This is a genomic window from Virgibacillus salexigens, from assembly GCF_000723585.1.
GTDB classification, from domain to species: domain Bacteria; phylum Bacillota; class Bacilli; order Bacillales; family Amphibacillaceae; genus Virgibacillus; species Virgibacillus salexigens.
In genome coordinates this window covers 43,774-65,329 of the sequence record NZ_CCDP010000004.1, presented here as the reverse complement: position 1 = coordinate 65,329, position 21,556 = coordinate 43,774, and the positions used below count along the sequence as shown (strand labels likewise).

Here is a 21,556-nt window from a genome sequence, read left to right as displayed (position 1 = left end):
AACAAGAGAATCCCTAGTCAATTTCAACTCATTATTGTACCAGGATATCCCTATATTCCGGCGTTCTTTCCATTTTATTTTTGGCATAGGGACAAACAGGATTTACTTTTTTCCCTTCTTCTCTAGCATAATTCACGACTTCCTCTACCAACTTCCCCGCCACTCCTTGACCACGTAAGTCATCCGAGACTTCTGTATGATTGATAACAACATCCCCATCGTCAGAAAAACCATACGTTATGACAGCTTTTGGGTACTGTTCATCTTCCCCAAGAAAAAATTTTTGGTCACCTTTTTGAATGTTCATGCGATACTACTCCTTCTTCGAAATGTTTTATATACTAGTCTTAAACAAAACGAGGAATCTATGCAATATACAGTAATCCAATCAATTATTTCCAAGTTATCCCCTTAAATTATTCCCCTTTTTGAATGGTAATTCCCATTAGTTTTTGAAGTTCTTCTTCATTTTTTATTAAGTCATCTAAAGTATACGCTTCAAGAACTTTAAAAAAAGCAACTAGCGCCTTATTAATTACATGTTTTAACGTACAACCCGGAGAAATCACACAGTGATTTGTTCCTTTATCAAAACACTCTAGCATTATAAAATCATTTTCAAGCTGGCGAATTAATATTCCGACATTAATTTCATTTGCAGGTTTAGCTAACTTGATACCACCGTTTCTACCTCTTACAGACACGATTAATTCTCTTTTTGAAAGTTCATGAACTACTTTTTTTAAATGCTCCTGAGAAATATTATATACGTCAGAAATTTGCTTAATGGTTGCCAGTTCTTGCTTTGATTTTAATCCTGTAAATATTAACACACGTAATGCATAGTCTGTATATTTCTTTAAATTCACCCTCATCACACTCACTTGTTAATAACTTCACATTATTGTAACACATATTGACTTCATCCCCATTGTAATAGGAAAAATAGTTCCATACAATAAAGGTGTATTAAAAATACATCTTTTAAAGGAGTAGTTTTTATGACAAATGCCACGGAAAGCTTAGACAAGAGAACAATAGACGTTATTAAAGCGACTGTACCAGTATTACAAGAACACGGAGAAAAAATAACAAAACAATTTTATCGTCTGATGCTTGCGAATCATCCGGAATTAAACAATATCTTTAATCAAACGAATCAACAAAAAGGTGCACAATCAAAAGCATTAGCAAATACTATTTATGCAGCTGCAGCAAATATTGAACACTTAGAAGAAATAGTTCCTCATATAAAACAAATCGCACATAAGCATACGAGCATAAATATAAAAGCTGAACAATATCCAATTGTTGGAAAATATCTGCTATTAGCGATTAAAGAAGTCTTAGGGGATACAGCAAATGAGGAAATATTAAAAGCTTGGGAAATGGCATATAACGTCATCGCAGAAATGTTTATAACCATAGAAACAGAAATGTATGAACAAACACAACAAAAAATAGGTGGTTGGGTAGGATACCGTGATTTCACGGTGATTAAAAAAGTTGTAGAAAGCGAAGTAATTACCTCTTTTTACCTAAAACCAACGGATGGTTTACCAATACCTAAATACAGACCAGGACAATATATAACCATTAAGGCACAAATAGAAGATGAGCCCTTTGATCACCTACGACAATATAGTTTATCAACTGCTCCGAATGCCGAATTTTATAGAATTAGTGTAAAACGTGAACCGGGAAATGCATATCCCAAAGGGATCGTTTCGAATTTTCTTCATACAACGATACATGAGGGATCTATTCTGCCAATAAGTGCTCCTGCTGGAGACTTTACCTTAGATTCAGAATGCCAAACACCTTTAGTTCTAATTAGTGGGGGCGTGGGATTCACTCCGTTAATGAGTATGTTAGAAACCGTTATTGAAAAGCAGCCCCATCGACAGGTTATCTTTATCCATGCGGCAAGGTCAGCCAAACATCATGCAATGAAAGACAGAGTGAAAAACCTTACAAAGGAATATGCAAATATAACAAATTATGTTGTCTATGGTAACGATCATGATGATTGTGATAAACATGGTCATATTGATTATGAATGGCTCCATCGTGTAATTCCTACCACGAATGCATCTTTTTATGTTTGTGGTCCAAATGGATTTATGCAAACCATCCTTCGTATTTTAAGAAAAATGGAGGTGAAAGACGGCGCTATTCACTATGAAACATTTGGACCATCTGCAGATATTAGCGCCTAAAGGCAAAAGAAACAAGAATAAATTTAATTCCGAACTACCATCCAAGGATACAAAATTATATCCGGAAAGTAGTTCGGAATTTTTCTAAGAAGTAACATTATTGCCACCGAATGTAATGAGGTACCGTTTATCAAATGAATTAAGGCAACCAGTGACGTGAAAGTAGCTGAGAGCATGGCCGGTCAAATCGGAATGGAAAACATAAAATAAATAGTTAAATTTAGAGCTTTCGTTTCCGTATACCTCTATCGCTTTATCTTAGAAATAAATAAGAATAGATACATGATTGATTCACTTTTAATCATACTAGAAATGAGATGATAACATGAAATTAAAAGATAAAGTCGCTATTATTACTGGTGGAGGAGCAGGGATTGGAAAAGAAACTGCTCTGATATTTGCTAAAGAAGGAGCGAAAGTTGTCTTCACTGACATTAATGAAGACTCCGGAAACGATCGGTAGATGAAATAAAGGCAATAGGGGCTGAAGCTACTTTTATAAAGCATGATGTTAGTAAAGATGCAGGTTGGAAATAAACAGTTGAAAAAACGCTATTTAGCCATAAACAGATCGACATTTTATTTAATAATGCTGGAATCTCAATTAATAAACTATTAATAGAGACAGAATTAGAAGATTGGAATAAACTAATGTCCATTAATGTAACTGGTGTGTTTTTAGGAATGAAACATGATGTTCCAATCATGGCCGAACAAAAAAATGGTTCCATAATTAATGCCTCCAGCGAAGCAGGAATCATCGGTACACCTGGCCATGTTTTATATGGCGCTAGTAAAGGTGCAGTTCGGATTATGACCAAGGATGGTGCGATGGAATACGCTCAAGCAGATGTACGTGTAATTTCTATCCATCCAGGGTATATAGAAACTGCAATGGCAGATTATGCTTCTGAACAAATTGGCCGTTCTAAGGAAGAATTGGACAAAACCTATCTCTTAGGACGAATGGGAAAGCCTGCCAAAATGGTATTATTCTTAGCTTGCGACGATTCATCTTTTTCAACTGGAGCAGTTTCTAATTGATGATGGATCGACAGTAAATTAATTTAAGGAGTTTTTGCAAATGAGACTAGAGAACAAAGTAGCAATTATTACAGGTGGAGCTAGTGGAATTGGCGAGGCTACAGCTCGTTTATTCGCACAGGAAGGCGCTAAAGTAGTTATTGCTGATTTAGCCGATCGTGGTCAGGAGATTTCACATGATTTAATTCAACAAGGATATGAATCCCTATTTGTTAAAGCTGATGTAACCAATGAAGAACATACAAAGAATATGATCGAACAGACGGTTCGTCAATTTGGACAGCTTGATATCATGTTTGCGAATGCTGGAATTGCCAATGAAGCTAATATTCATGAAATGTCATACGAGCAATGGAAAAAAACCATGGATATTAACTTATCAGGTGTTTATCTTTCCGATAAATATGCGATTGAACAAATGCGGAAACAAGGAACCGGAGGAGCTATCGTTAATAGTGGTTCCATTCATAGTTTTGTCGGGAAAGATGGGGTGACAGCATACGCTGCCGCCAAAGGTGGAGTTAAATTACTCACCCAAACATTAGGAATTACGTATTCAAAAGAAGGCATCCGTGTTAATGCAGTTTGTCCAGGGTATATCGACACTCCGTTAATTGCTGATTCGCCGAAGGAAGTAAAAGAACATCTTGTCAATTTACACCCTATGGGTAGACTCGGTCGAGCGGATGAAGTGGCAAAAGCAGTGCTATTCCTCGCAAGTGAAGATGCGTCATTTATTGCTGGAACTACTTTATTAGTTGATGGTGGCTATACAGCACAATAATTTAGAAGGAAAACAAAGAGGATCAAATTTTACTGATCCTCTTTGTTCATGATAGGCTCTTCTAGTTCTTGTTTTGATAACCAAGTTTGAGATAGCATTATCGGTATCATAAGGAGTCCAGCCCAAATCTAAATGGATCATCCATTTTTGCATGGTTGTGGAAACCTACGAAAGACATAGAATAATCCTAATAAAAGTAGCCTATATGCAATTAGTAAAAATAATAATTTTATAATATTCATATTCTCCATATCGAAATTTACAAACTCTCTATAATTATTTAAACGGTTCCACACCACTTTCCAAAATGGAGAACGTTTGATGTTCACAATCGATCTCGGCCATCGCTCCATACGGGATAACAATTTTAGGTTCGGTATGACCAAAGTTCAAATTATATAATATTGGCAAATCCTCTAGCTTATACTCACGCATTACCATGCGTATCGCTCTTTTATATTCTTCATAAAAGGCTTCATCTTTAGGCTTTGCAAATACAATTCCATTGGTGTTTTGTAATAGCCCCTGTGCAGCATAATTACGCAGCCAATAGGTCAGTAGAACAGGTGATGATTTTACTTCAGAAGTCTCAAAAAAAAGGATACTATTTTCCCAGTGATTACTAGTCGGCCAAAGCTCGGTCCCTTTTGTAAATTCTAATACCTCCATACACCCTCCAATTAATCGTCCAGATACAGTACCAGAACCTTGAAGCAGCTCGTACCCTTTGTTTGGTTGCATCTTCCGTTTAATCTGATTATTAGTTTCGACTGTCCAATCTAGAAATTCACTTGTCCAAGCCGTCGCCTGTTCTATTTCACCAATAGGTGTGCTTGTAAACAGCGTTTGCTTAATGGAATGAATGGTATAAGCATGCATTTCTACATTTTCAGCAAAATCCGTTAGAATTGCTGGTCCATAGAATGATGATATGCCAGCTTTCAAGTTGATTAGATGTTGAATGGTACTATCCGAATACCCCATAAAAATTTTGGGGTTATCATGAATCACTTCTAAATCTAAATATGGCAATAACCGGATACTATCATCACCTCCGATGTTAGCAATGATTGCTTTAATGGAAGGATCTTTAAATGCGATCATTAAATCTTCCGCACGTGCTTGTGGATTTTCATATAAGTAGGAGGTCCCTTTCAAGCTATTCGGCATCGGTACAGCATGTAGACCAAACACGTCTTTTAAACGCTTTACTCCTATCTCATATCGCGTTCTCAATTCAGGGTCTCCCGCTCCACCCCAGCTTGGGCTAACAGTTGCTACTTTATCTCCTGACAATAAATGTTTAGGTTTTTTTAACACCTTTCTTATTCCTCCTTGACTATAAAATAACTATCATATGCTCCCTCCATCACATAACCTAATTGTTCTGCTAATCTAGCAGATGCTAAATTAGCAGCATCCCAACTTGGATACCACCCTTTTTCAAGACACTCTAGTATTAATGCAGATGCTGTAATTTTAGCCAAACCTTTTCTTCTATAATCAGGATTTGTACCGATTTCGATTTCAATCCCATCATTATATACACTATAAGACGATGCTCCACATACGACCTTTCCATTATATAAAACACAATATCCTATCCCTCTTTCTAAAAAATCCTCTATAGAATGAAAATTTCCCGTGAAATCTTCTGAAATAGCATGTAACGATGGATTTAGAATATTGCTTCGATCGATACGTTTTAATTCATAGTTCTCTGGTAGTTTAGCGACATAATCTTCTAGTGGCTTTATCTTTAAGTCGGTAGCCTGTTTTCGAAAGCGATATCGTTTGATTTTTTCAAAGGCTCCCTGATACCTTGCCTCTAGCTGGTCTGCCCATTCTTTGGTATGAACAATAGCTAGTATTCGATCAGGAATATTGCCTAATAATTCAGTTGCTGTATTGGAATAAGCATCTCCAGCAAAGAAGGTAAAGTCACCAACTGTAATCTGAGCTACAGTCGGATGCACTGGATCATCAACCCAAGCTTCTCCCATATGGCCTTGTAGACAACTTAAAATCTGTGTATCTTTGAGACCTTTAAATAAGGGATACAGTTTTTGCTTAACTTTAAAGTCTGTCTTCACGATCATTCATAAAACATCCTCTATTTATCATTTCTTCACACAAAAAAATAGAATAATAGTAAACTATCAGTAATGGAACACTTTAATTTAGTAATTATTTGAATAATCCACACAAATCCATATTATCATATTCGTCATGGAATGATTAGCCTTTTTTACATCCATTGATAATAGCCAATGTAACACCCAAATTGGTTAAGCCCTTACGTAACATGTGATACATTCCATTAATGAGTTACAGCAGGAAAGATAAACATGTCATAAAACAGTTACACAAGGTGCTTCGCGTATTTCCCTTATCTTCAATCACCACGTTACTTCCCGTTATCTTAATCATTTTACAAAATCGTTAATCTTTCTTCCCATAATCGTAAAGGGAATTGTATGATCTGGAAAGAAGGAGTTGCTAATACCCGCCACTCTTACTTTTTATATAATGATTGACCAATGATATTATTTACTGTGTGGTTAATACTACTGTCTGATTAGGGATTCTTTTCAAGATCTCCTCTAAAAATTGTTGTCCATATCCACTTCCTTGAAAGCTAGGTTCCACGGCCAATTCTACTAGTTCAAAACAATCGGTTAGCCAAAATGCAGCTTATTCCTCCTTCATTGCCTCACGAAGTACTGTGTTATAATATTAATTCATTTTGTTATTTTGAACATTATCTTCCTCTGATTGCCAAATGATCTGTCTCTAATCACCTTTTTTATGAGTACCAAATAAAAATTTCCCAGCAGTATGAAGTGTAAAAGTCAACATACATTCAAAGTAAATCCAATTATTTACTTTGAAACCAAAATATACAATAAATGAGACAAATACCCTACATTTATGAAGTGATTACTATAAAATAACAAACAAATTAGTAGTAATATGTCGTAATTTATATCATTTTGACTTTCTTTGTTGAAACTATTGCATTTTCATATAGAAATAATCATACTTACACTTGTGTGTTCTGAGACTTATGCCCTAACATTTTTATAATCAAGAAAGGAAGAAGGAAAATGAAGATCGTTGAACCAAAAGTTACAAGATTAAGCAAGGCGATTAGTAAGAAAAAAAAAGAGATGATAGAATTGGGTCTAAAATATGGACTGACTGATAAGCGAACGGTTAAATGTAGTCAACAGCTTGATACGCTATTAAATTTGCAAAACAATTTAAAACCAGTATATTTAACTGGATTTATTGTCATGTTTTGGGTATGAACTGAATGAGTTATCATTCATTATTTGATTGGTACATCGATTGAATATACCTTAAATCATCAAGAACGTTTGCCACTTCTTCCTGATTTAAGAAGATTGGCATTTGATCATATAAAGTTAATACTTGACCATCAACATTAGGATGACTGTCTAAGTACCTCATGATTTTGGTTAACTGATTCTCAGAGAGATTAGATTCGGTAGCGAGCTGTTTAAATTGCTTTACTATAAAATCATTTGTGTTTAAATCAAGTTCACCTGATATAAGCTTACCATTTAAATACATATGAACCACACTCCAAACATTTTCGAATAGTATTAGTTATGTCCTTGTTGTATCAAGTTATTACATAAAAAACGTATTGGGCGAACGACCCAATACGCTAGTTTTGTTACAATATTTTATTTAAAAATTCTTTTGTTCGATCAGATTGGGGGTTAGAAAATAGTTGATCGGGTTTCCCTTCTTCAACAATAACACCATTATCCATAAACAACACTCGATCACCCACTTCTCTAGCAAAACCCATTTCATGTGTCACGACAAACATGGTCATTCCCTCTTTAGCCAGTTGTTTCATCACTTCTAATACTTCTCCGACTAATTCAGGGTCTAACGCAGAAGTGGGTTCATCAAACAACATCATTTTCGGTTCCATGGCCAGTGCTCGTGCGATAGCAACACGCTGTTGCTGGCCACCAGACAATTGCTGAGGATATTGTTCAGCTTTATCTCCTAATCCAACTTTTGCTAGCAATTTCTCTGCTCTTTCTCTTGCATCCTGACGACTAATATTTCTTACTTTTTGAGGTGCAAGCATTAAGTTTTCAATGACTTTCTTGTGAGGAAATAAATTAAACTGTTGGAAGACCATTCCTACTTCTGTACGCACCATATTTATATCTGTATTAGAATCATTTAAGTTATTCCCATCCACAATCACTTCACCACTAGTAATTGATTCCAGCATATTTAAGCAACGTAAAAAAGTACTTTTTCCAGAACCGCTTGGACCAATTACACAAACTACTTCCGAGGGCTGAATCTCACAATTTATTCCTTTAAGAACCTCTGTTTTTCCAAAGTTTTTGTATAAATCTTTTACTTGAATCATTAAATATCCAGCCTCCTCTCAATAATCCGTAATACAAATGATAATGTCAGCGTAATAGCCAGATAAAAAACTGCTACCGTTGTATAAATTTCCACCGCGTTAAAATGGTTGGCAGCGATTAATCGACCTTGAAAAATCAACTCCGGCACTAATATTACGGATAAGAGTGAGGTGTCCTTAATACTAATAATAAACTGATTCCCTAATGGAGGAATCATTCGTTTAAATGCCTGTGGCCAAATGATATATCGCATTGTTTGTCCATGGTTCAGCCCTAATGAGCGACCTGCTTCCATCTGCCCTTTATCAATTGATTGTACTGCCCCACGAACAATTTCAGCAATATAAGCACCTGAGTTCAACGCAATGACGATAACCCCGGCAATTATGGACTCGATTTCAAAGCCAATGATTAGTGGTAGGGCGAAATATATCCAAATTGCTTGTACCAATACAGGTGTACCCCGAATAACTTCTACATATATTGCAGAAATGCTCTTAATAAGTTTATTATTAGCTATTCTCCCTAGTCCAAAGATTCCACCAAGAACAAATCCAATAATTAAGCCAATAACAGAAATGAGTAAGGTATAATAAAGTCCTGTAAATAATTCAGGTAAGAAATCAATCACTTGCAGCCAATTAAAATTCACCATTTGCTTCACCTCGCTAGTCAGAGAAAAAGGAGCTGCCTTAAAAGTCAGCCCATCCAAACAAGAAGATTCTCCTCTTTTACTCGTAACGACCCAGTTTCCATATGAGCATCAATTTTGTTACTACGTATTCAAACTGTCCAATCAAAACAGGAGATTCCCTATTCATTATTGCTTATTCTTCATGAGGCTGTGCTCCTTAACGACTTGTAATCGTTCGAATTCTGTTATTCTGGTTTTTTTCCAAACCATTTTTCATAGATTTCATCGTATTTACCGTTTTCCTTTAAAGTTGCTAATGCATCATTAATAGCAGTAACTAATTCTTCTTGCCCTTTCGAGATTGCAATACCGTAATCCTCAGCTTGGTAAAGGTCACCAACAACTTTTAGGTTGTCTCCATTTGTTTGAATGTAATAATTTACATTCGGAGCATCATATAAAATAGCATCAGCACTGCCATTTTCAACAGCTAAATACGCTTGATCAAGCTGTTCAAATTGACTCGCCTCCGCATTTTCAATGTTCTCATCGATATATGAAGCACTGGTAGATCCTAGTCTAGTGGCAATTGTTTTCCCCTCTAAATCTTCAATCCCTTTAACAGAATCGTTATCACTACGGACACCAATTGCTAATCCAGATTCATAATATGGCTCACTATAATCAATCTTCTGTTTTCTTTCTTCAGTAATACTTATACCAGCAATCGCAATATCAAACGAACCAGTCTGCAAGCCAGGAATAATTCCATCAAAGTTCGTTGTTTCTAATTCGATTTCAAACCCAGCTTCATCCGCAATGGCATGAATAAGATCGATATCGAAGCCAACGTATTCGCCATCTTCTTTGAATTCAAACGGCACGAAGGATGTATCACTAGCTACTGTGTACGTATCTTTCAACTCACCTTCACTATTACCATTCTCCGCATCCCCTTCAGAAGAACCACATCCCGCTAAAACAAGACCAATTAAAATCAGAATACTCAGTAATTTCCATTTGTGTTTATTCATGTAAAAACCCCCTTGGTAATAAAAAAATGAATACCCTTTAATAATAACAAAGATATGATTATTTAAAAAATTCTAAACGAGCGGAAATTGTCGAATGAACGTGATTCCTTGAATTTCTCACCTTAATAATTTGAAAATACGTATAAATCGTACAATTAACTCTAAATAACTAGTAGACTATCTTCTCCACTTCCATTTTATGAATAAAGATGCTTTTCTAATTCCTGTCGAATGTTGTCAGGAATTAACTCAGATACTTGTTTCTCTTGATTGTAATTTACATATACAGCTTTACCTTTCGCGCAGTGGTGACCTCTTTGATAGACTTCCTCATATAATTCAAGGCTGGTATTACCAATTCTCTTTACCCACGTATGTATTTCTACCGGAGTCCCAAAATAAATTTGACTAAGATAGTCTACTTGAATAGATAGTAGTATCATTTTCCAATTTGCAAAGGAATCATCTGGGGTAAATAATTTAAAGATGGGATTTCTTGCTGCCTCTAGCCAGATTGGTATGGTCGTGTTATTAATATGTCCAACTCCATCCGTTTCAGAAACACGTGGTTCGATCCTCATCTGAAACATATCCTATTCCTCCTTCATCTATCAGTTTAAGATTTATTATACAGCAACTTTTCACTAGATTATAATCCGTATTCAATTTGTTCGAATTACTAACATCTATGATAAAAATGGATCGTCCCTTCTCTTATTCTAGGCATTTTCACTCATTTTTCCGAATTTTTGTAAGATTTCCTTCCATTATAGTAGTGACATCTATTATTCTATGTTTAACTAGAAATAATTATTTAATTTTTCAAACTATTAAAAAAGAAGGGAAGGTTAGAATGGAAAAGGCAATGTTAGTAGCTAATAACCCGTTCATTTGGGTAATCGCTTGTTTGATTATAGCCGTCATCGCTTTTCAAGGGATTATATTTATCCGAATCGCCTCAAAGACAAGTGCTAGCGTAGGGTTATCTCAACACGAAGTAAAAACATCTCTTAAAGTTGGGGCCATTAACTCTATTGGACCTTCCTTAGGCATTATGATTATCGCTATTTCACTTATTACCTTGTTGGGCAACCCACTTACTTTAATTAGAATTGGAATTATCGGATCAGCTGCAACGGAATCAATGGGAGCTTCTATCGCTGCTACTTCTTTTGGAACAGAATTAGGTTCATCTTCGTTTACGTCTCAAGCATTTACCACTGTAGCATGGGTATTATGTTTAGGGGGATGTGGTTGGTTATTGTTTGTAGCCTTATTTACAAAACATTTAGGGAAATTCCAATCCTCTATAACGAACAAAACAAAAGATAAAGGCTTTCCAATCATGATTATTATATCTACAGCTGCAATGCTTGGCATATTCGGTAATTTATTAACACAGGAATTATTTAAAGGATACGAATCAGTTATCGTTATTATTGCTGCAGCAATTACCATGATCGTTGTTACGCTTGTTGCTAACAAGTTTAGAAAATTAAAATGGTTACACGAATGGTCACTAGGTCTGGCTATACTTACAAGCCTATCTGTTATTTACTTCATCATCTAACGAATGGGAGTTGTTTTAATGGAAGTGAGCGAAAAGTTTCTTCATACTGAACGGATAAAACAATCTGAAACGATAAAAATGAGTGAGTTTCATGCGAAATCTCACTTCTGGGGTAGAATCACCATTTGGACAATTATCGGACTAACTTTGTCTTTACCAATTTGTCTTTCATTTGTACTTGGCTACCATCCAGGTTGGCCCCCTATTCTATCTGGTTTAACTGCTTATATAGCTGTTATTGGACTTGTTTGGGTAGTAGAACCAATTTCTTATTTTCCAACACTTGGCGTATCTGGGACTTACCTTGCTTTTTTGACCGGTAATATCTCTAACATGTGTTTACCCTCTGCTGGAGCTGCTCAATTAGCAGTTGGTACAGATCCAGGTACGAAAAAGGGAGAAATCGTAGCCACTCTTGCTATTGGAGCCGCTTCTTTAGTTAATCTAGCGATATTAACCGTAATTATCATCTCCGGTTCCTTTATCGTTTCGATGCTTCCTGATTCTGTTCGTGCTATTTTCCCATATATTGTTCCTGCTATTTTTGGCGGTATTTTTGCTCAATTTGCAATAAAAAAACCTTTATATGGGTGCATTGCATTAACAAGTGGTTTACTCATATATCTGTTACCTATTCCAAGTTTTTTTAAAGGCTTATGTTGTATTGTTATTACTATAAGCTTATGCATCTTTATAGAAAAGAGAAAACATCAACAATCACACGCATAATAAAGGAGAATTTACATGGCAAAAAATTCCATTTTAGACTGGTTAGATGAAAAGCAATCTTTTTTTTCGGAAATAGCTAATGACATATGGGATCACCCACAGCTTGCTTATGAAGAAACCTATGCAGCAACTTTACAAATGGATACATTACGGCAAGCAGGATTTACCATTAAATCTGATATTGCAGGAATACCTACGGCATTTGTCGCAGAATTCGGTAACTCACAGCCGATCATTGGCGTATTGGGTGAATATGATGCATTACCAGGCCTGTCTCAAAAAAAATCAACAACTCGACAGGAGATTAATCCAAATGGCCCTGGTCATGGTTGTGGGCATAACCTGCTAGGTACAGCAGGAGTCGAAGCTGTTATTGCATTAAAAACAGAAATGGAGAATAATCAATTATCAGGGACCATACGATATTATGGATGCCCAGCCGAAGAAGTTCTATCAGGTAAAACATTTATGGCTAAAGAAGGAGTATTTGATGATTTAGATTGTGCTTTAACTTGGCATCCTGGAACCTCGAATATTACAGCAAGTTTCAGTATGCAAGCAATGGTATCCATCAAATTTCATTTCAAAGGAATAACTGCACATGCTGCTGGTGCTCCCCATGCTGGTCGAAGTGCTTTGGATGCAGTTGAACTAATGAACGTTGGAGCAAACTATATGCGAGAACATACATTAGACGGTTCACGTATTCATTATGTTATCTCGAATGGTGGACTTGCGCCAAATGTTGTACCAGATAACGCGAGTGTTTGGTATTATTTACGAGCTGCTAGCAAAGCACAGGTAGAACAGATGCTAAGGAGAATAAGAAAAATTGCTCAAGGAGCCGCACTAATGACAGAAACAGAAGTCAGCGAGGAAATGTTGGCTAATGCTTATGATACCCTGCCGAACAATACATTGAACGATTTGATGTATGAGAATATGATAACTGCCGGATCACAGAAGTTCTCACTAGAAGAAGATTCCTTTGCTAATGATTTGGTAGCTACGGTAGATCAAGAAATTGTCCAATCCGCTAAGCAAAGTATGGGAGTTACCTTCAAAGAACACTTGCCTGAAGACTTCTACAATCTTCAACATTTGAAAGGTACTTCCATTGGTGGCTCAACCGATGTTGGAGATGTGAGCTGGATTACACCTGTGGGACAGATTATGACAACTTGTGCCCCTATCGGCGTGCAGCCACATTCTTGGCAAGCTACTGCTTCCTATGGATCTTCTATTGGGTTAAAAGGGATGCATCTAGCCGCTAAATCAATAGCTCTCACTTTATACGACCTGATAACGAACGAATCCGTTATTGATAAAGCTAGAAATGAATTTGAAAAAGACACAAACGGAAAAGGGTACACTGCTGGTATCCCAGATTCCGTACAGCCTCCGGTCCTTCCAGTACCGAACGTATAGCTTCAGAACATGAGCCAACTTAAATAGTGAGACTTCTGCGAGAACAGCATTGGCAGAGATCCACTTAGCTGAGACCGTGCTCGCGAAAAATGAAACCATCGTTTGGATTCTCCGTCCTGTACCATAGGAGTTATCATTATGTCTCAGCTTTTTTAATAAATCCTATTCTTTTAAAACAAAAACAGGTTGTCAGATTATGACAACCTGTTAATCATGTAATGGAGTGATTCAACTATTCCCCTAATACGGTTTTAGCTATTTTCTTATCTAATTCTTCAAAATCATGATACGAAATCGTTTCATATAATTCTTTTCTCGACTGCATATCAGAGACCCCGTTTTTTTGTGTTCCTTCTTCTTTAATTAAGTTAAAAATGCGCTCATAAGCTTTCGCTGCAACTCGTAAGGAAGTAACTGGATATATAACCATACTAAAGCCCATGCTTTGAAATTCTTCTGCTGTTATATAAGGTGTTTTTCCAAACTCTGTCATATTAGCTAATAAAGGCACATGTACTTTTTCAGCAAATAAACGAAATTCTTCATCGGTTTGAAGTGCCTCCGGAAAAATGGCATCTGCCCCAGCTGCCACATAATTTGTTGCACGTTTAATTGCAGCATCTAATCCTTCGTTTGCACGTGCATCTGTTCTAGCAACAACTACGATGGATGGAGCAACCTTTTTAATCGCTTGAATCTTTTGTTCCATTTCCTCAACTGTCACAAGCTGCTTTCCATTCAAATGGCCACATTTCTTCGGTAACTGTTGATCTTCAATTTGAACAGCTGCAACATTTGCTTCGAACATTTCCTGTGCAGTTCGCGCTACATTTAACACTCCTCCAAAGCCGGTATCAATGTCTACAAGCAATGGTATATTTGTTGCACGAACAAGCTCTTTCGCACGCTCTGCTACTTCAGTAGATGTCACAATACCTAAATCAGGTAAACCCTTGCTCGCTGTATATGCTCCCCCGGATAAATAAAGCGCCGAGAATCCAGCTTCTTTAGCTACAAGTGCTGCCATTGCATCATGTGCACCTGGAATTTGTAAGATCGATTCTTCGTGTATTAATTCTTTAAATGCAGTGGCTAGTTCTTCTTGTGTTTTTGGTCGGTCAACGATCCATGCCATACCAATCGGCCCCTCCTTGTTACTTCACTAATAAATCCATGAATTCATTCACATTCATTGCTGTAAGCTTATCATAATCATAACTTACTTCTTCAATTTGTTGTAGCTGTTTTCTTGAATACTGTGTTGCTAGGTTTGCAGCATATTTCTCCAAGATTTTTGGTACAGCCTCATCTCTACGGAAACGATGGCCTAGTGGATATTCACAATCTACCTTTTCCGTTGATGTTCCATCCTTAAAATGAACTTGAACAGCATTTGCGATCGATCGCTTATTTGGATCTAAATAATCTTTTGTATAATCCTTGTTTTCCGTGACCACCATCTTATCTCGCAATGTATCAACACGAGGATCTGCAGCCACTTCATCTTCGTAATCTTCAGCTACAATGTTCCCTTTTAACAGACCAATTGCTGTTATATACTGAATACAATGATCTCGATCGGCTGGATTATATAACGGTCCTTTTTTATCGATAATACGAATCGCAGACTCGTGGGTTGTTATCCTAATCTCATCAATATCATCGATACGATCCTTGACTTCTGGATATAATTTCACAGCTGCTTCTGCTGCCGTTTGTGCATGAAATTCTGCAGGGTAAGATACTTTAAATAGTACATTCTCCATAACATAACTATTAAAAGGTTGATTTACTGTTAATTCCTGCTTGTTAAATAACACATCTTGAAACCCCCATCCTGGAGCGCTTAAAGCTGTTTGATACCCCATCTCACCTTTAATAGCCATCATTGCTAAACGAACAGCACGACTTGTCGCGTCTCCAGCAGCCCAAGACTTACGTGAGCCAGTATTAGGTGCATGCCGGTAAGTACGCAAGCTCGAATTATCAATCCATGCATTGGATAAGGCATTAATTATTTCTTCACGCCCCCCACCCAACATTTCGGTAACTACCGCCGTAGTGGCAACTTTTACATAAAGAACATGGTCTAAACCTACACGATTTAAGCTGTTTTCTAAGGCAAGCACACCTTGTATCTCATGTGCTTTAATCATTGCTTCCAAAACATTTTTTACTGTTAAAGGCGCTTTCCCCTTTGCCAAACGTTCTTGGCTTACAAAATCAGCTACTGCAAGAATGCCACCTAAATTATCCGATGGGTGACCCCATTCGGCAGCAAGCCATGTATCATTATAATCTAACCATCGAATAATGGCTCCAATATTAAATGCGCCTTGTACTGGATCAAGAACATGGGAAGTTCCTGGTACTCTTGTACCATTTGGTACTACTGTTCCAGGCACGATAGGGCCTAGATGCTTCGTACATTCCGGATAGTTTAATGCCAATACCCCACAACCAATTGTATCAATAAGCACATAATGCGCAGTTGAATATGCTTCTTCACTTGTAATTTCTTTATTCAAAACATAATCGGTAATTTCCTCTAACAGCGTGTCTGTTTTTTTCTGTTCCTCTACTTTTAACATGTTTTTCTTCCTTTCTAACAAAAAAGTTCTTCATTCGTTTGATCTTAATAACTCTTGCCAACATAGTTAACACGTGGTCTGAAAAGACGGTTATGCTCGTGTTGCTCTATTACATGCGCAGCTAAACCAGCCGTTCGCGCACTAAAGAAAATAGGAGTATATAAACCAATTGGGATACCTAACATCCAATAAACAGGCGCCGCGTAATAATCAAGATTAGGATAAAGGCCTTTTTCCTCTTTCATTATTTTCTCTCCAGCTTCACACATTTCGAGTAAAAGATGGTCCCCCTTTTCATCACATAATTGCTTTAATGATTCCTTCATTACTAATGCACGAGGATCCATTTTCTTCATATAAACACGATGACCAAATCCCATGATCTTTTCTTTTTTTACCAGTTTTTTATGAAGCAATTCTTCAAATTCAGCTTCAGATTTTGCTTCATTTAACATGTACATAACCGCTTCATTCGCACCACCATGTAAATTTCCTTTTAGTGAAGCTACTCCACCTGTAAGCGCTCCATACATATCCGAATTAGTAGAAGCAATTACTCTTGCAGTAAATGTTGAATTAGGCATTTCATGTTCACTATACAAAAGTAACGAGCGGTCAAAAATTTCGGCCTCTACATTTTCTGGCTTCTTTCCAGTAATCATATACAAAAAGTTAGCACTATACGCTAAGTCTTGGTTTGGTTGCACAGCCTTTTGCCCCTGAATCAGTCTATAGCTATTAACTGTAATAGCGGGAAGTTTGCCTAATAATGCATAAGCACGGCTTTTATTCGCTTCCAAGGAACGATTATCGATATCCTCATCATAACCAGAAAGCGCTGACAATCCTGTGCGTAAACCATCCATTGGGTGCGTATGCTCTGGTAATAACGCTAAAAGATCCATTATATTTGAGGGAATATGATAATTTGAAGTTAGTTTTTTCTCTAAGTCAGCTTTTTCTTCTTGATTCGGTAGTTTTTTATCTAATAAGAGATGCACAATATCAATATAATCATTCTGTTTTGAAAGATCAATTAATTCATGCCCTCGTATAATAATTTTCTCTTGTTCCGTATCAAGAAATGAAATGGCTGTCTCTGAAGCTATCACTCCATCTAATCCTGGGACATACTGTTCTTTCGTACTCATATATATCCTCCTTTTAGAATTATAGATTCACTATATTTCTGTAATTTCTTTATTTTCTATCTCTATTATAGAATTGAAATGAAAATTAGGAAAATATATAATTTTAATTATCAGCCATAAATTTTTTCAATATCAAATTGCTAAACGAGGTGTCATTGTCTATGCGAATGCAAGATTGGGAAATGCTGTCCGTGCTTTATGAAACCGAAAATATTACAAAGACAGCAAAGCAGTTGTTTTTATCACAACCCACATTAACCTCCCGATTAAAAAAGCTGGAAAATTACTACGGTGTCCAACTAATTATTCGAAAGCAACGAGGGATTACATTTACACCTGAAGGTGAACAGTTAGCCCAACATGCGCAGAGAATGATTCACGAACAACGGAAAATAGAAGAACAGCTTCATAATATGAAGGAAGAAGTTGCTGGTACGATAAGGGTTGGTGTATCTAATTTCTTTGCATTAAATAAAATGCCAAAGTTACTGCGCCTATTTAAACAAAACTATCCAAATGTTGAGTTTCAAGTTGTTACTGGATGGAGCAGTGAAATGCATCGGCTTATCTTAAATCATGATGTTCATATTGGTTTTATCAAAGGGGATTATCTATGGAATGAAAACAAGGATTTACTTTATGAAGAGGAAATATGTCTTGCTTCACCGTGGGAATTCGAATGGGAAAACCTTCCTGATTTACCGCGTATCGACTACCATACGGATGAAAAAATGCGAAGTATCGTAGATCAATGGTGGTACAGTAATTATAAGCAAGGTCCAAATATAAATATTCAGGTCAATCAAGTAGAAACATGTAAAGAAATGGTTATTAATGGCCTAGGATATGCAATTATTGCAAATCTTGTTGTCCGTCCATATCGAGAACTAATTATCAAGCCACTTCACCTAGCATCCGGTAAGGCTATTACACGCAAGACTTGGATGTACTATCATGAGGATACCTTACAACTAAATATTGTTCATGCATTTGTTCGGTTTATCCAAACCTTAGATGTTAAAGCATTATAATAGGGCCTTCTATGCATGAAGTGCCCTGATCTAGCCTACGTAATGTTAAAGCACTTCTTTAGTCAGTAACCTCTCACAACTTTCCAAAGCCTTTCTAGTAATTCAATGCTATTTTCCTTGTAAAACTACTAATTAGCTGGAACTTCACATGCTATTCTATAAATTTATTTTAGAGAAGAATAAAGGGTTTACAAATTCTTAGATTATCTGGTAATATACTTGTATACAAGATAAACAAGTATATTAGTCTTAGGGAGAAATGCTAAAATGAATACGCTTTACCCAAAAGAATGGTTAGATAAATCATCAATTGGAGAAAGAGTAGCTGCTGAATTACGTATGCAGATTATTTCTGACCGTATTGAAAGCGGTTCCGTTATTTCTGAAAACAAAATAGCTTCACAATTCGGTACTAGCCGTTCACCTGTCCGGGAAGCACTTAAAGTTCTTTCTTCTGATGGATTAATTCAACTAGAGAGGATGGGAGCTGTTGTAATAGGATTCTCAGAAAACGACATCGAAGAAATGTATGACATCCGAAAAATGATCGAGTCATTTGTCCTTGAACGTGTAATCGAATCGGAAAATGATGATTTAATAAAGAAGTTAAGACAAATTATTGAAATGATGCGTATTTCGGTAAAGTATCAAGATGCCGAAGGGCTTACTATACAAGATTTGGACTTTCATGAAACCATAATTAGAACGATACATCATAACCAAATTATGCTTCTATGGTCTAAATTACGACCAGTGATGGAATGCTTTATTCTGCTATCAATGAGAAGACGGTTTATTGATAAACCAGAAGACGCAGAACGTATTGTTAGTAATCATATTTCGATCATTGAAGCTATTCAAAACAAGGATAGAGAATTACTAACTAAAGCAATCTATCAAAACTTCCATACACAGCATATGCTAGAAAAAGAAAGAGAGACAAAATAAACTCAACTAGATAAACATAAGCATTCGTGAAAAGGGTTACGTATTGCTTATCTTGCACAGAGAAAGGAAGATAAATATGCCGTTACTTATCGTCGCACTAGGTGTGCTTGTATTACTATTTTTAATTATGAAATTAAATATAAACACATTTATTTCATTAGTAGTTGTAGCATTCTTAATTGCTCTAGCATTAGGTATGCCATTAAATGAAATTGTCGCTTCAATTGAATCAGGAATGGGTGGAACATTAGGAAGTATTGCTTTAGTATTTGGACTTGGAGCCATTCTTGGTAAGCTAATTGCTGACGCTGGTGGTGCACAACGTATTGCCATGACGCTAATTAATAAATTTGGTGAAAAGAATATTCAATGGGCAGTAGTTATCGCCTCCTTTATTCTTGGTATTGCCTTATTCTTTGAAGTAGGATTAGTATTGTTAATTCCAATTATTTATCAAATTGCAAAACAAACCAATGTTTCATTCTTATCACTTGGTCTTCCAATGGCTGCCGCATTATCGGTTACCCATGGGTTTTTGCCTCCACATCCTGGACCAACCGTTATTGCTCAAGAGTATGACGCTAACATAGGTATGGTACTCATTTACGGGATTATTGTTGCTATTCCAACAACATTAATAGCTGGGCCATTATATGCAAAAATCGCTAAGAGGCTCGTCCCTTCTGCTTTTGAAAAAATAGAAGGTGGAAGCCTTACTGAAATTGGTGATGCAAAACAATATAAATTAGAAGAAACACCTAGCTTCGGAATAAGTGCATTTACTGCACTATTTCCTGTCTTGTTGATGATGCTATCAACGATCGTTTCGTTAATCCAAGAAGGAATTGGGGCAACAGGCTGGTTTTTCGATTTTATTGAAATCCTAGGTTCACCCTCTACGGTAATGTTACTTTCTGTTCTATTAGCAATCTATACAATGGGGGTGGCAAGACACATCCCAATGAAAGATGTAATGGCTTCAGCCGAAAGTTCAGTAAGATCAATTGCCATGATGTTATTAATCATTGGTGCAGGTGGTGCTCTAAAACAAGTATTAATTGACGGCGGTGTAGGTGACTATGTTGCTCAGATTTTTGAAGGAAGTGCGATTTCTCCTATCATTCTTGCTTGGTTAATTGCTGCTGTTTTAAGAATTGCTCAAGGTTCTGCAACAGTCGCTGCCTTGACGACCGCAGGATTAGTAATTCCATTAATGGCAGGTACAGACGTAAACTTAGCATTAATGGTACTAGCCACTGGAGCAGGAAGCTTAATCGCTTCACATGTTAACGATACCGGATTCTGGATCATAAAAGAGTCCTTTGGTTTAACAGTTAAAGAAACCTTTTTGACATGGACCATGCTTGAAACGATTATATCGGTAAGTGGTCTTGTGTTCATACTATTGATCAGCGCATTTGTTTAATTGCATTATAAAAGACCGAGAATCCAGGTTCTCGGTCTTTTAATAAAATGAAGGTAACCACTCTATTTTTTGAACGCATTCCTTTTAATATATTCGTCCCTTCTTGTTGAAGAAATTGGTTATACGAACTACTGTTAACTTCGTAAATGGCAATTCTTCCATCTTCATCATAATGTATACCCCAACCAAATTTCTTTACTAATGGGGAAGCTCGAAAACAAGCTCTTGATTTAGAAAAGAATGCTTCTCTTATACCTTCTATTTTCCTCTGGACAATGTTGTTCTTAATAAGCTACGTTTGAAATTGTACATCCACTTGAGTATAGGTATATGGATTTTCCCTCATTAGTTCGTACTCAATTGATGCAATCGTTGGTTTATTGTTTCTTGGAGTTGGTTCCATCCCTGAAGTAGCTGTGGAATCCTCCGAAACAGTAATAAACGTATTTTTATAACTCATGGCAAATCACCCCCCATTCAGTATTCTAGAATTCATCACTACGTATTCGACCAAGCCCAATTTTATATTTTATACGTTTC

The 21,556-nt window shown here is 36.5% G+C and carries 21 protein-coding genes and 3 pseudogenes; 10 read left to right on the top strand and 14 right to left on the bottom strand.

What is annotated here, in order from left to right; translation table 11 throughout:
* Positions 1 to 31 precede the first annotated feature (31 nt).
* Both BN990_RS20845 and nsrR read right to left on the bottom strand, forming a co-directional pair.
* Positions 32 to 307: a GNAT family N-acetyltransferase gene (locus tag BN990_RS20845; RefSeq protein ID WP_021290663.1), complete on the bottom strand. Its 276-nt coding sequence runs from the start codon at positions 305 to 307 to the stop codon at positions 32 to 34.
* 109 nt (positions 308 to 416) lie between these two features.
* Positions 417 to 869 carry a nitric oxide-sensing transcriptional repressor NsrR gene (gene nsrR, locus BN990_RS20840; protein ID WP_031335407.1) on the bottom strand — a complete coding sequence of 151 codons (453 nt, stop codon included), beginning with the start codon at positions 867 to 869 and terminating at the stop codon, positions 417 to 419.
* A gap of 132 nt (positions 870 to 1,001) precedes the next feature.
* On the opposite strand from nsrR, the gene hmpA reads away from it, so the two are divergent.
* From hmpA to BN990_RS20825, 3 genes and pseudogenes are all read left to right on the top strand, one after another.
* The gene (gene hmpA / locus BN990_RS20835) at positions 1,002 to 2,219 is read left to right on the top strand and encodes an NO-inducible flavohemoprotein (protein WP_038247399.1); all 1,218 of its coding nucleotides are present in this window, start codon (positions 1,002 to 1,004) and stop codon (positions 2,217 to 2,219) included.
* Between the two features lie 325 nt (positions 2,220 to 2,544).
* Positions 2,545 to 3,285: pseudogene (locus tag BN990_RS20830) on the top strand (SDR family NAD(P)-dependent oxidoreductase).
* A gap of 18 nt (positions 3,286 to 3,303) precedes the next feature.
* On the top strand, positions 3,304 to 4,047 hold the full coding sequence (locus tag BN990_RS20825; RefSeq protein WP_021290668.1) for an SDR family NAD(P)-dependent oxidoreductase: 744 nt from the start codon (positions 3,304 to 3,306) through the stop codon (positions 4,045 to 4,047).
* A 276-nt stretch (positions 4,048 to 4,323) separates the two neighbouring features.
* On the opposite strand, the gene BN990_RS20820 is transcribed toward BN990_RS20825, so the two are convergent.
* From BN990_RS20820 to BN990_RS22790, 3 genes and pseudogenes are all read right to left on the bottom strand, one after another.
* A complete protein-coding gene (locus tag BN990_RS20820; RefSeq protein WP_038247389.1) occupies positions 4,324 to 5,367 on the bottom strand; it encodes a S66 family peptidase in 1,044 nt (347 codons plus the stop codon).
* A 5-nt stretch (positions 5,368 to 5,372) separates the two neighbouring features.
* Positions 5,373 to 6,146 (bottom strand): GNAT family N-acetyltransferase, encoded by a 774-nt coding sequence (locus tag BN990_RS20815; protein ID WP_021290670.1) that lies wholly within the window; start codon positions 6,144 to 6,146, stop codon positions 5,373 to 5,375.
* Positions 6,147 to 6,597: 451 nt separating this feature from the next.
* Positions 6,598 to 6,711: pseudogene (locus BN990_RS22790) on the bottom strand (N-acetyltransferase); the annotation flags it as partial.
* Positions 6,712 to 7,154: 443 nt separating this feature from the next.
* On the opposite strand from BN990_RS22790, the gene BN990_RS20810 reads away from it, so the two are divergent.
* Positions 7,155 to 7,358, top strand: a complete 204-nt coding sequence (locus BN990_RS20810; RefSeq protein ID WP_021290671.1) for an aspartyl-phosphate phosphatase Spo0E family protein — start codon at positions 7,155 to 7,157, stop codon at positions 7,356 to 7,358.
* A 13-nt stretch (positions 7,359 to 7,371) separates the two neighbouring features.
* Here the strand turns inward: BN990_RS20810 and BN990_RS20805 are convergent, their stop codons facing one another.
* The 5 genes from BN990_RS20805 to BN990_RS20785 form a co-directional block, all read right to left on the bottom strand.
* Positions 7,372 to 7,644, bottom strand: coding sequence for a hypothetical protein (locus tag BN990_RS20805; RefSeq protein ID WP_021290672.1), 273 nt, complete (start codon positions 7,642 to 7,644; stop codon positions 7,372 to 7,374).
* A gap of 106 nt (positions 7,645 to 7,750) precedes the next feature.
* Complete coding sequence (locus BN990_RS20800) at positions 7,751 to 8,473, bottom strand: amino acid ABC transporter ATP-binding protein (RefSeq protein WP_021290673.1); 723 nt, start codon at positions 8,471 to 8,473, stop codon at positions 7,751 to 7,753.
* Positions 8,473 to 9,129 (bottom strand): amino acid ABC transporter permease, encoded by a 657-nt coding sequence (locus BN990_RS20795; RefSeq protein WP_031335408.1) that lies wholly within the window; start codon positions 9,127 to 9,129, stop codon positions 8,473 to 8,475. The genes BN990_RS20800 and BN990_RS20795 overlap by 1 nt, the downstream gene beginning before the upstream one ends.
* A 224-nt stretch (positions 9,130 to 9,353) precedes the next feature.
* Positions 9,354 to 10,142 (bottom strand): glutamine ABC transporter substrate-binding protein, encoded by a 789-nt coding sequence (locus BN990_RS20790; protein ID WP_038247387.1) that lies wholly within the window; start codon positions 10,140 to 10,142, stop codon positions 9,354 to 9,356.
* 197 nt (positions 10,143 to 10,339) lie between these two features.
* Positions 10,340 to 10,732, bottom strand: a complete 393-nt coding sequence (locus tag BN990_RS20785) for an acyl-CoA thioesterase (protein ID WP_021290676.1) — start codon at positions 10,730 to 10,732, stop codon at positions 10,340 to 10,342.
* 263 nt (positions 10,733 to 10,995) lie between these two features.
* Between BN990_RS20785 and BN990_RS20780 the strand changes: the two genes are divergently transcribed.
* The 3 genes from BN990_RS20780 to BN990_RS20770 are packed head-to-tail and all read left to right on the top strand — an operon-like array spanning position 10,996 to position 13,869.
* Positions 10,996 to 11,712, top strand: a complete 717-nt coding sequence (locus BN990_RS20780) for a DUF5058 family protein (RefSeq protein ID WP_021290677.1) — start codon at positions 10,996 to 10,998, stop codon at positions 11,710 to 11,712.
* 18 nt (positions 11,713 to 11,730) lie between these two features.
* Positions 11,731 to 12,441, top strand: a complete 711-nt coding sequence (locus tag BN990_RS20775; protein ID WP_021290678.1) for a hypothetical protein — start codon at positions 11,731 to 11,733, stop codon at positions 12,439 to 12,441.
* Between the two features lie 15 nt (positions 12,442 to 12,456).
* On the top strand, positions 12,457 to 13,869 hold the full coding sequence (locus tag BN990_RS20770; protein WP_021290679.1) for an amidohydrolase: 1,413 nt from the start codon (positions 12,457 to 12,459) through the stop codon (positions 13,867 to 13,869).
* 232 nt (positions 13,870 to 14,101) lie between these two features.
* Here the strand turns inward: BN990_RS20770 and prpB are convergent, their stop codons facing one another.
* The 3 genes from prpB to mmgD are packed head-to-tail and all read right to left on the bottom strand — an operon-like array spanning position 14,102 to position 17,611.
* The gene (gene prpB / locus BN990_RS20765; protein WP_021290680.1) at positions 14,102 to 15,004 is read right to left on the bottom strand and encodes a methylisocitrate lyase; all 903 of its coding nucleotides are present in this window, start codon (positions 15,002 to 15,004) and stop codon (positions 14,102 to 14,104) included.
* Positions 15,005 to 15,023: 19 nt separating this feature from the next.
* Entirely contained in the window at positions 15,024 to 16,460 is a 1,437-nt protein-coding gene (prpD, locus tag BN990_RS20760) for a 2-methylcitrate dehydratase (RefSeq protein ID WP_038247383.1), read from the bottom strand.
* A 44-nt stretch (positions 16,461 to 16,504) separates the two neighbouring features.
* Entirely contained in the window at positions 16,505 to 17,611 is a 1,107-nt protein-coding gene (gene mmgD / locus BN990_RS20755) for a citrate synthase (RefSeq protein ID WP_021290682.1), read from the bottom strand.
* Positions 17,612 to 17,772: 161 nt separating this feature from the next.
* On the opposite strand from mmgD, the gene BN990_RS20750 reads away from it, so the two are divergent.
* The 3 genes from BN990_RS20750 to BN990_RS20740 all read left to right on the top strand — a co-directional run bounded on the left by BN990_RS20750 (position 17,773) and on the right by BN990_RS20740 (position 21,016).
* Positions 17,773 to 18,642 carry a LysR family transcriptional regulator gene (locus tag BN990_RS20750; protein ID WP_021290683.1) on the top strand — a complete coding sequence of 290 codons (870 nt, stop codon included), beginning with the start codon at positions 17,773 to 17,775 and terminating at the stop codon, positions 18,640 to 18,642.
* 267 nt (positions 18,643 to 18,909) lie between these two features.
* The gene (locus tag BN990_RS20745) at positions 18,910 to 19,590 is read left to right on the top strand and encodes a GntR family transcriptional regulator (protein WP_021290684.1); all 681 of its coding nucleotides are present in this window, start codon (positions 18,910 to 18,912) and stop codon (positions 19,588 to 19,590) included.
* A 76-nt stretch (positions 19,591 to 19,666) separates the two neighbouring features.
* Complete coding sequence (locus BN990_RS20740) at positions 19,667 to 21,016, top strand: gluconate:H+ symporter (protein WP_021290685.1); 1,350 nt, start codon at positions 19,667 to 19,669, stop codon at positions 21,014 to 21,016.
* Here BN990_RS20740 and BN990_RS23300 read toward each other — a convergent pair.
* A pseudogene (locus BN990_RS23300) lies at positions 21,000 to 21,476 on the bottom strand (DUF6157 family protein). The gene BN990_RS20740 and the pseudogene BN990_RS23300 overlap by 17 nt on opposite strands.
* Positions 21,477 to 21,556: the final 80 nt, after the last annotated feature.

Coding starts and splice junctions, on each gene's coding strand:
- BN990_RS20845 (WP_021290663.1), bottom strand. CDS start 307: ATGAACATTCAAAAAGGTGACCAAAAATTTTTTCTTGGGGAAGATGAA.
- hmpA (WP_038247399.1), top strand. CDS start 1,002: ATGACAAATGCCACGGAAAGCTTAGACAAGAGAACAATAGACGTTATT.
- BN990_RS20825 (WP_021290668.1), top strand. CDS start 3,304: ATGAGACTAGAGAACAAAGTAGCAATTATTACAGGTGGAGCTAGTGGA.
- BN990_RS20815 (WP_021290670.1), bottom strand. CDS start 6,146: ATGATCGTGAAGACAGACTTTAAAGTTAAGCAAAAACTGTATCCCTTA.
- BN990_RS20810 (WP_021290671.1), top strand. CDS start 7,155: ATGAAGATCGTTGAACCAAAAGTTACAAGATTAAGCAAGGCGATTAGT.
- BN990_RS20805 (WP_021290672.1), bottom strand. CDS start 7,644: ATGTATTTAAATGGTAAGCTTATATCAGGTGAACTTGATTTAAACACA.
- BN990_RS20800 (WP_021290673.1), bottom strand. CDS start 8,473: ATGATTCAAGTAAAAGATTTATACAAAAACTTTGGAAAAACAGAGGTT.
- BN990_RS20795 (WP_031335408.1), bottom strand. CDS start 9,129: ATGGTGAATTTTAATTGGCTGCAAGTGATTGATTTCTTACCTGAATTA.
- BN990_RS20790 (WP_038247387.1), bottom strand. CDS start 10,142: ATGAATAAACACAAATGGAAATTACTGAGTATTCTGATTTTAATTGGT.
- BN990_RS20785 (WP_021290676.1), bottom strand. CDS start 10,732: ATGTTTCAGATGAGGATCGAACCACGTGTTTCTGAAACGGATGGAGTT.
- BN990_RS20780 (WP_021290677.1), top strand. CDS start 10,996: ATGGAAAAGGCAATGTTAGTAGCTAATAACCCGTTCATTTGGGTAATC.
- BN990_RS20775 (WP_021290678.1), top strand. CDS start 11,731: ATGGAAGTGAGCGAAAAGTTTCTTCATACTGAACGGATAAAACAATCT.
- BN990_RS20770 (WP_021290679.1), top strand. CDS start 12,457: ATGGCAAAAAATTCCATTTTAGACTGGTTAGATGAAAAGCAATCTTTT.
- prpB (WP_021290680.1), bottom strand. CDS start 15,004: ATGGCATGGATCGTTGACCGACCAAAAACACAAGAAGAACTAGCCACT.
- prpD (WP_038247383.1), bottom strand. CDS start 16,460: ATGTTAAAAGTAGAGGAACAGAAAAAAACAGACACGCTGTTAGAGGAA.
- mmgD (WP_021290682.1), bottom strand. CDS start 17,611: ATGAGTACGAAAGAACAGTATGTCCCAGGATTAGATGGAGTGATAGCT.
- BN990_RS20750 (WP_021290683.1), top strand. CDS start 17,773: ATGCGAATGCAAGATTGGGAAATGCTGTCCGTGCTTTATGAAACCGAA.
- BN990_RS20745 (WP_021290684.1), top strand. CDS start 18,910: ATGAATACGCTTTACCCAAAAGAATGGTTAGATAAATCATCAATTGGA.
- BN990_RS20740 (WP_021290685.1), top strand. CDS start 19,667: ATGCCGTTACTTATCGTCGCACTAGGTGTGCTTGTATTACTATTTTTA.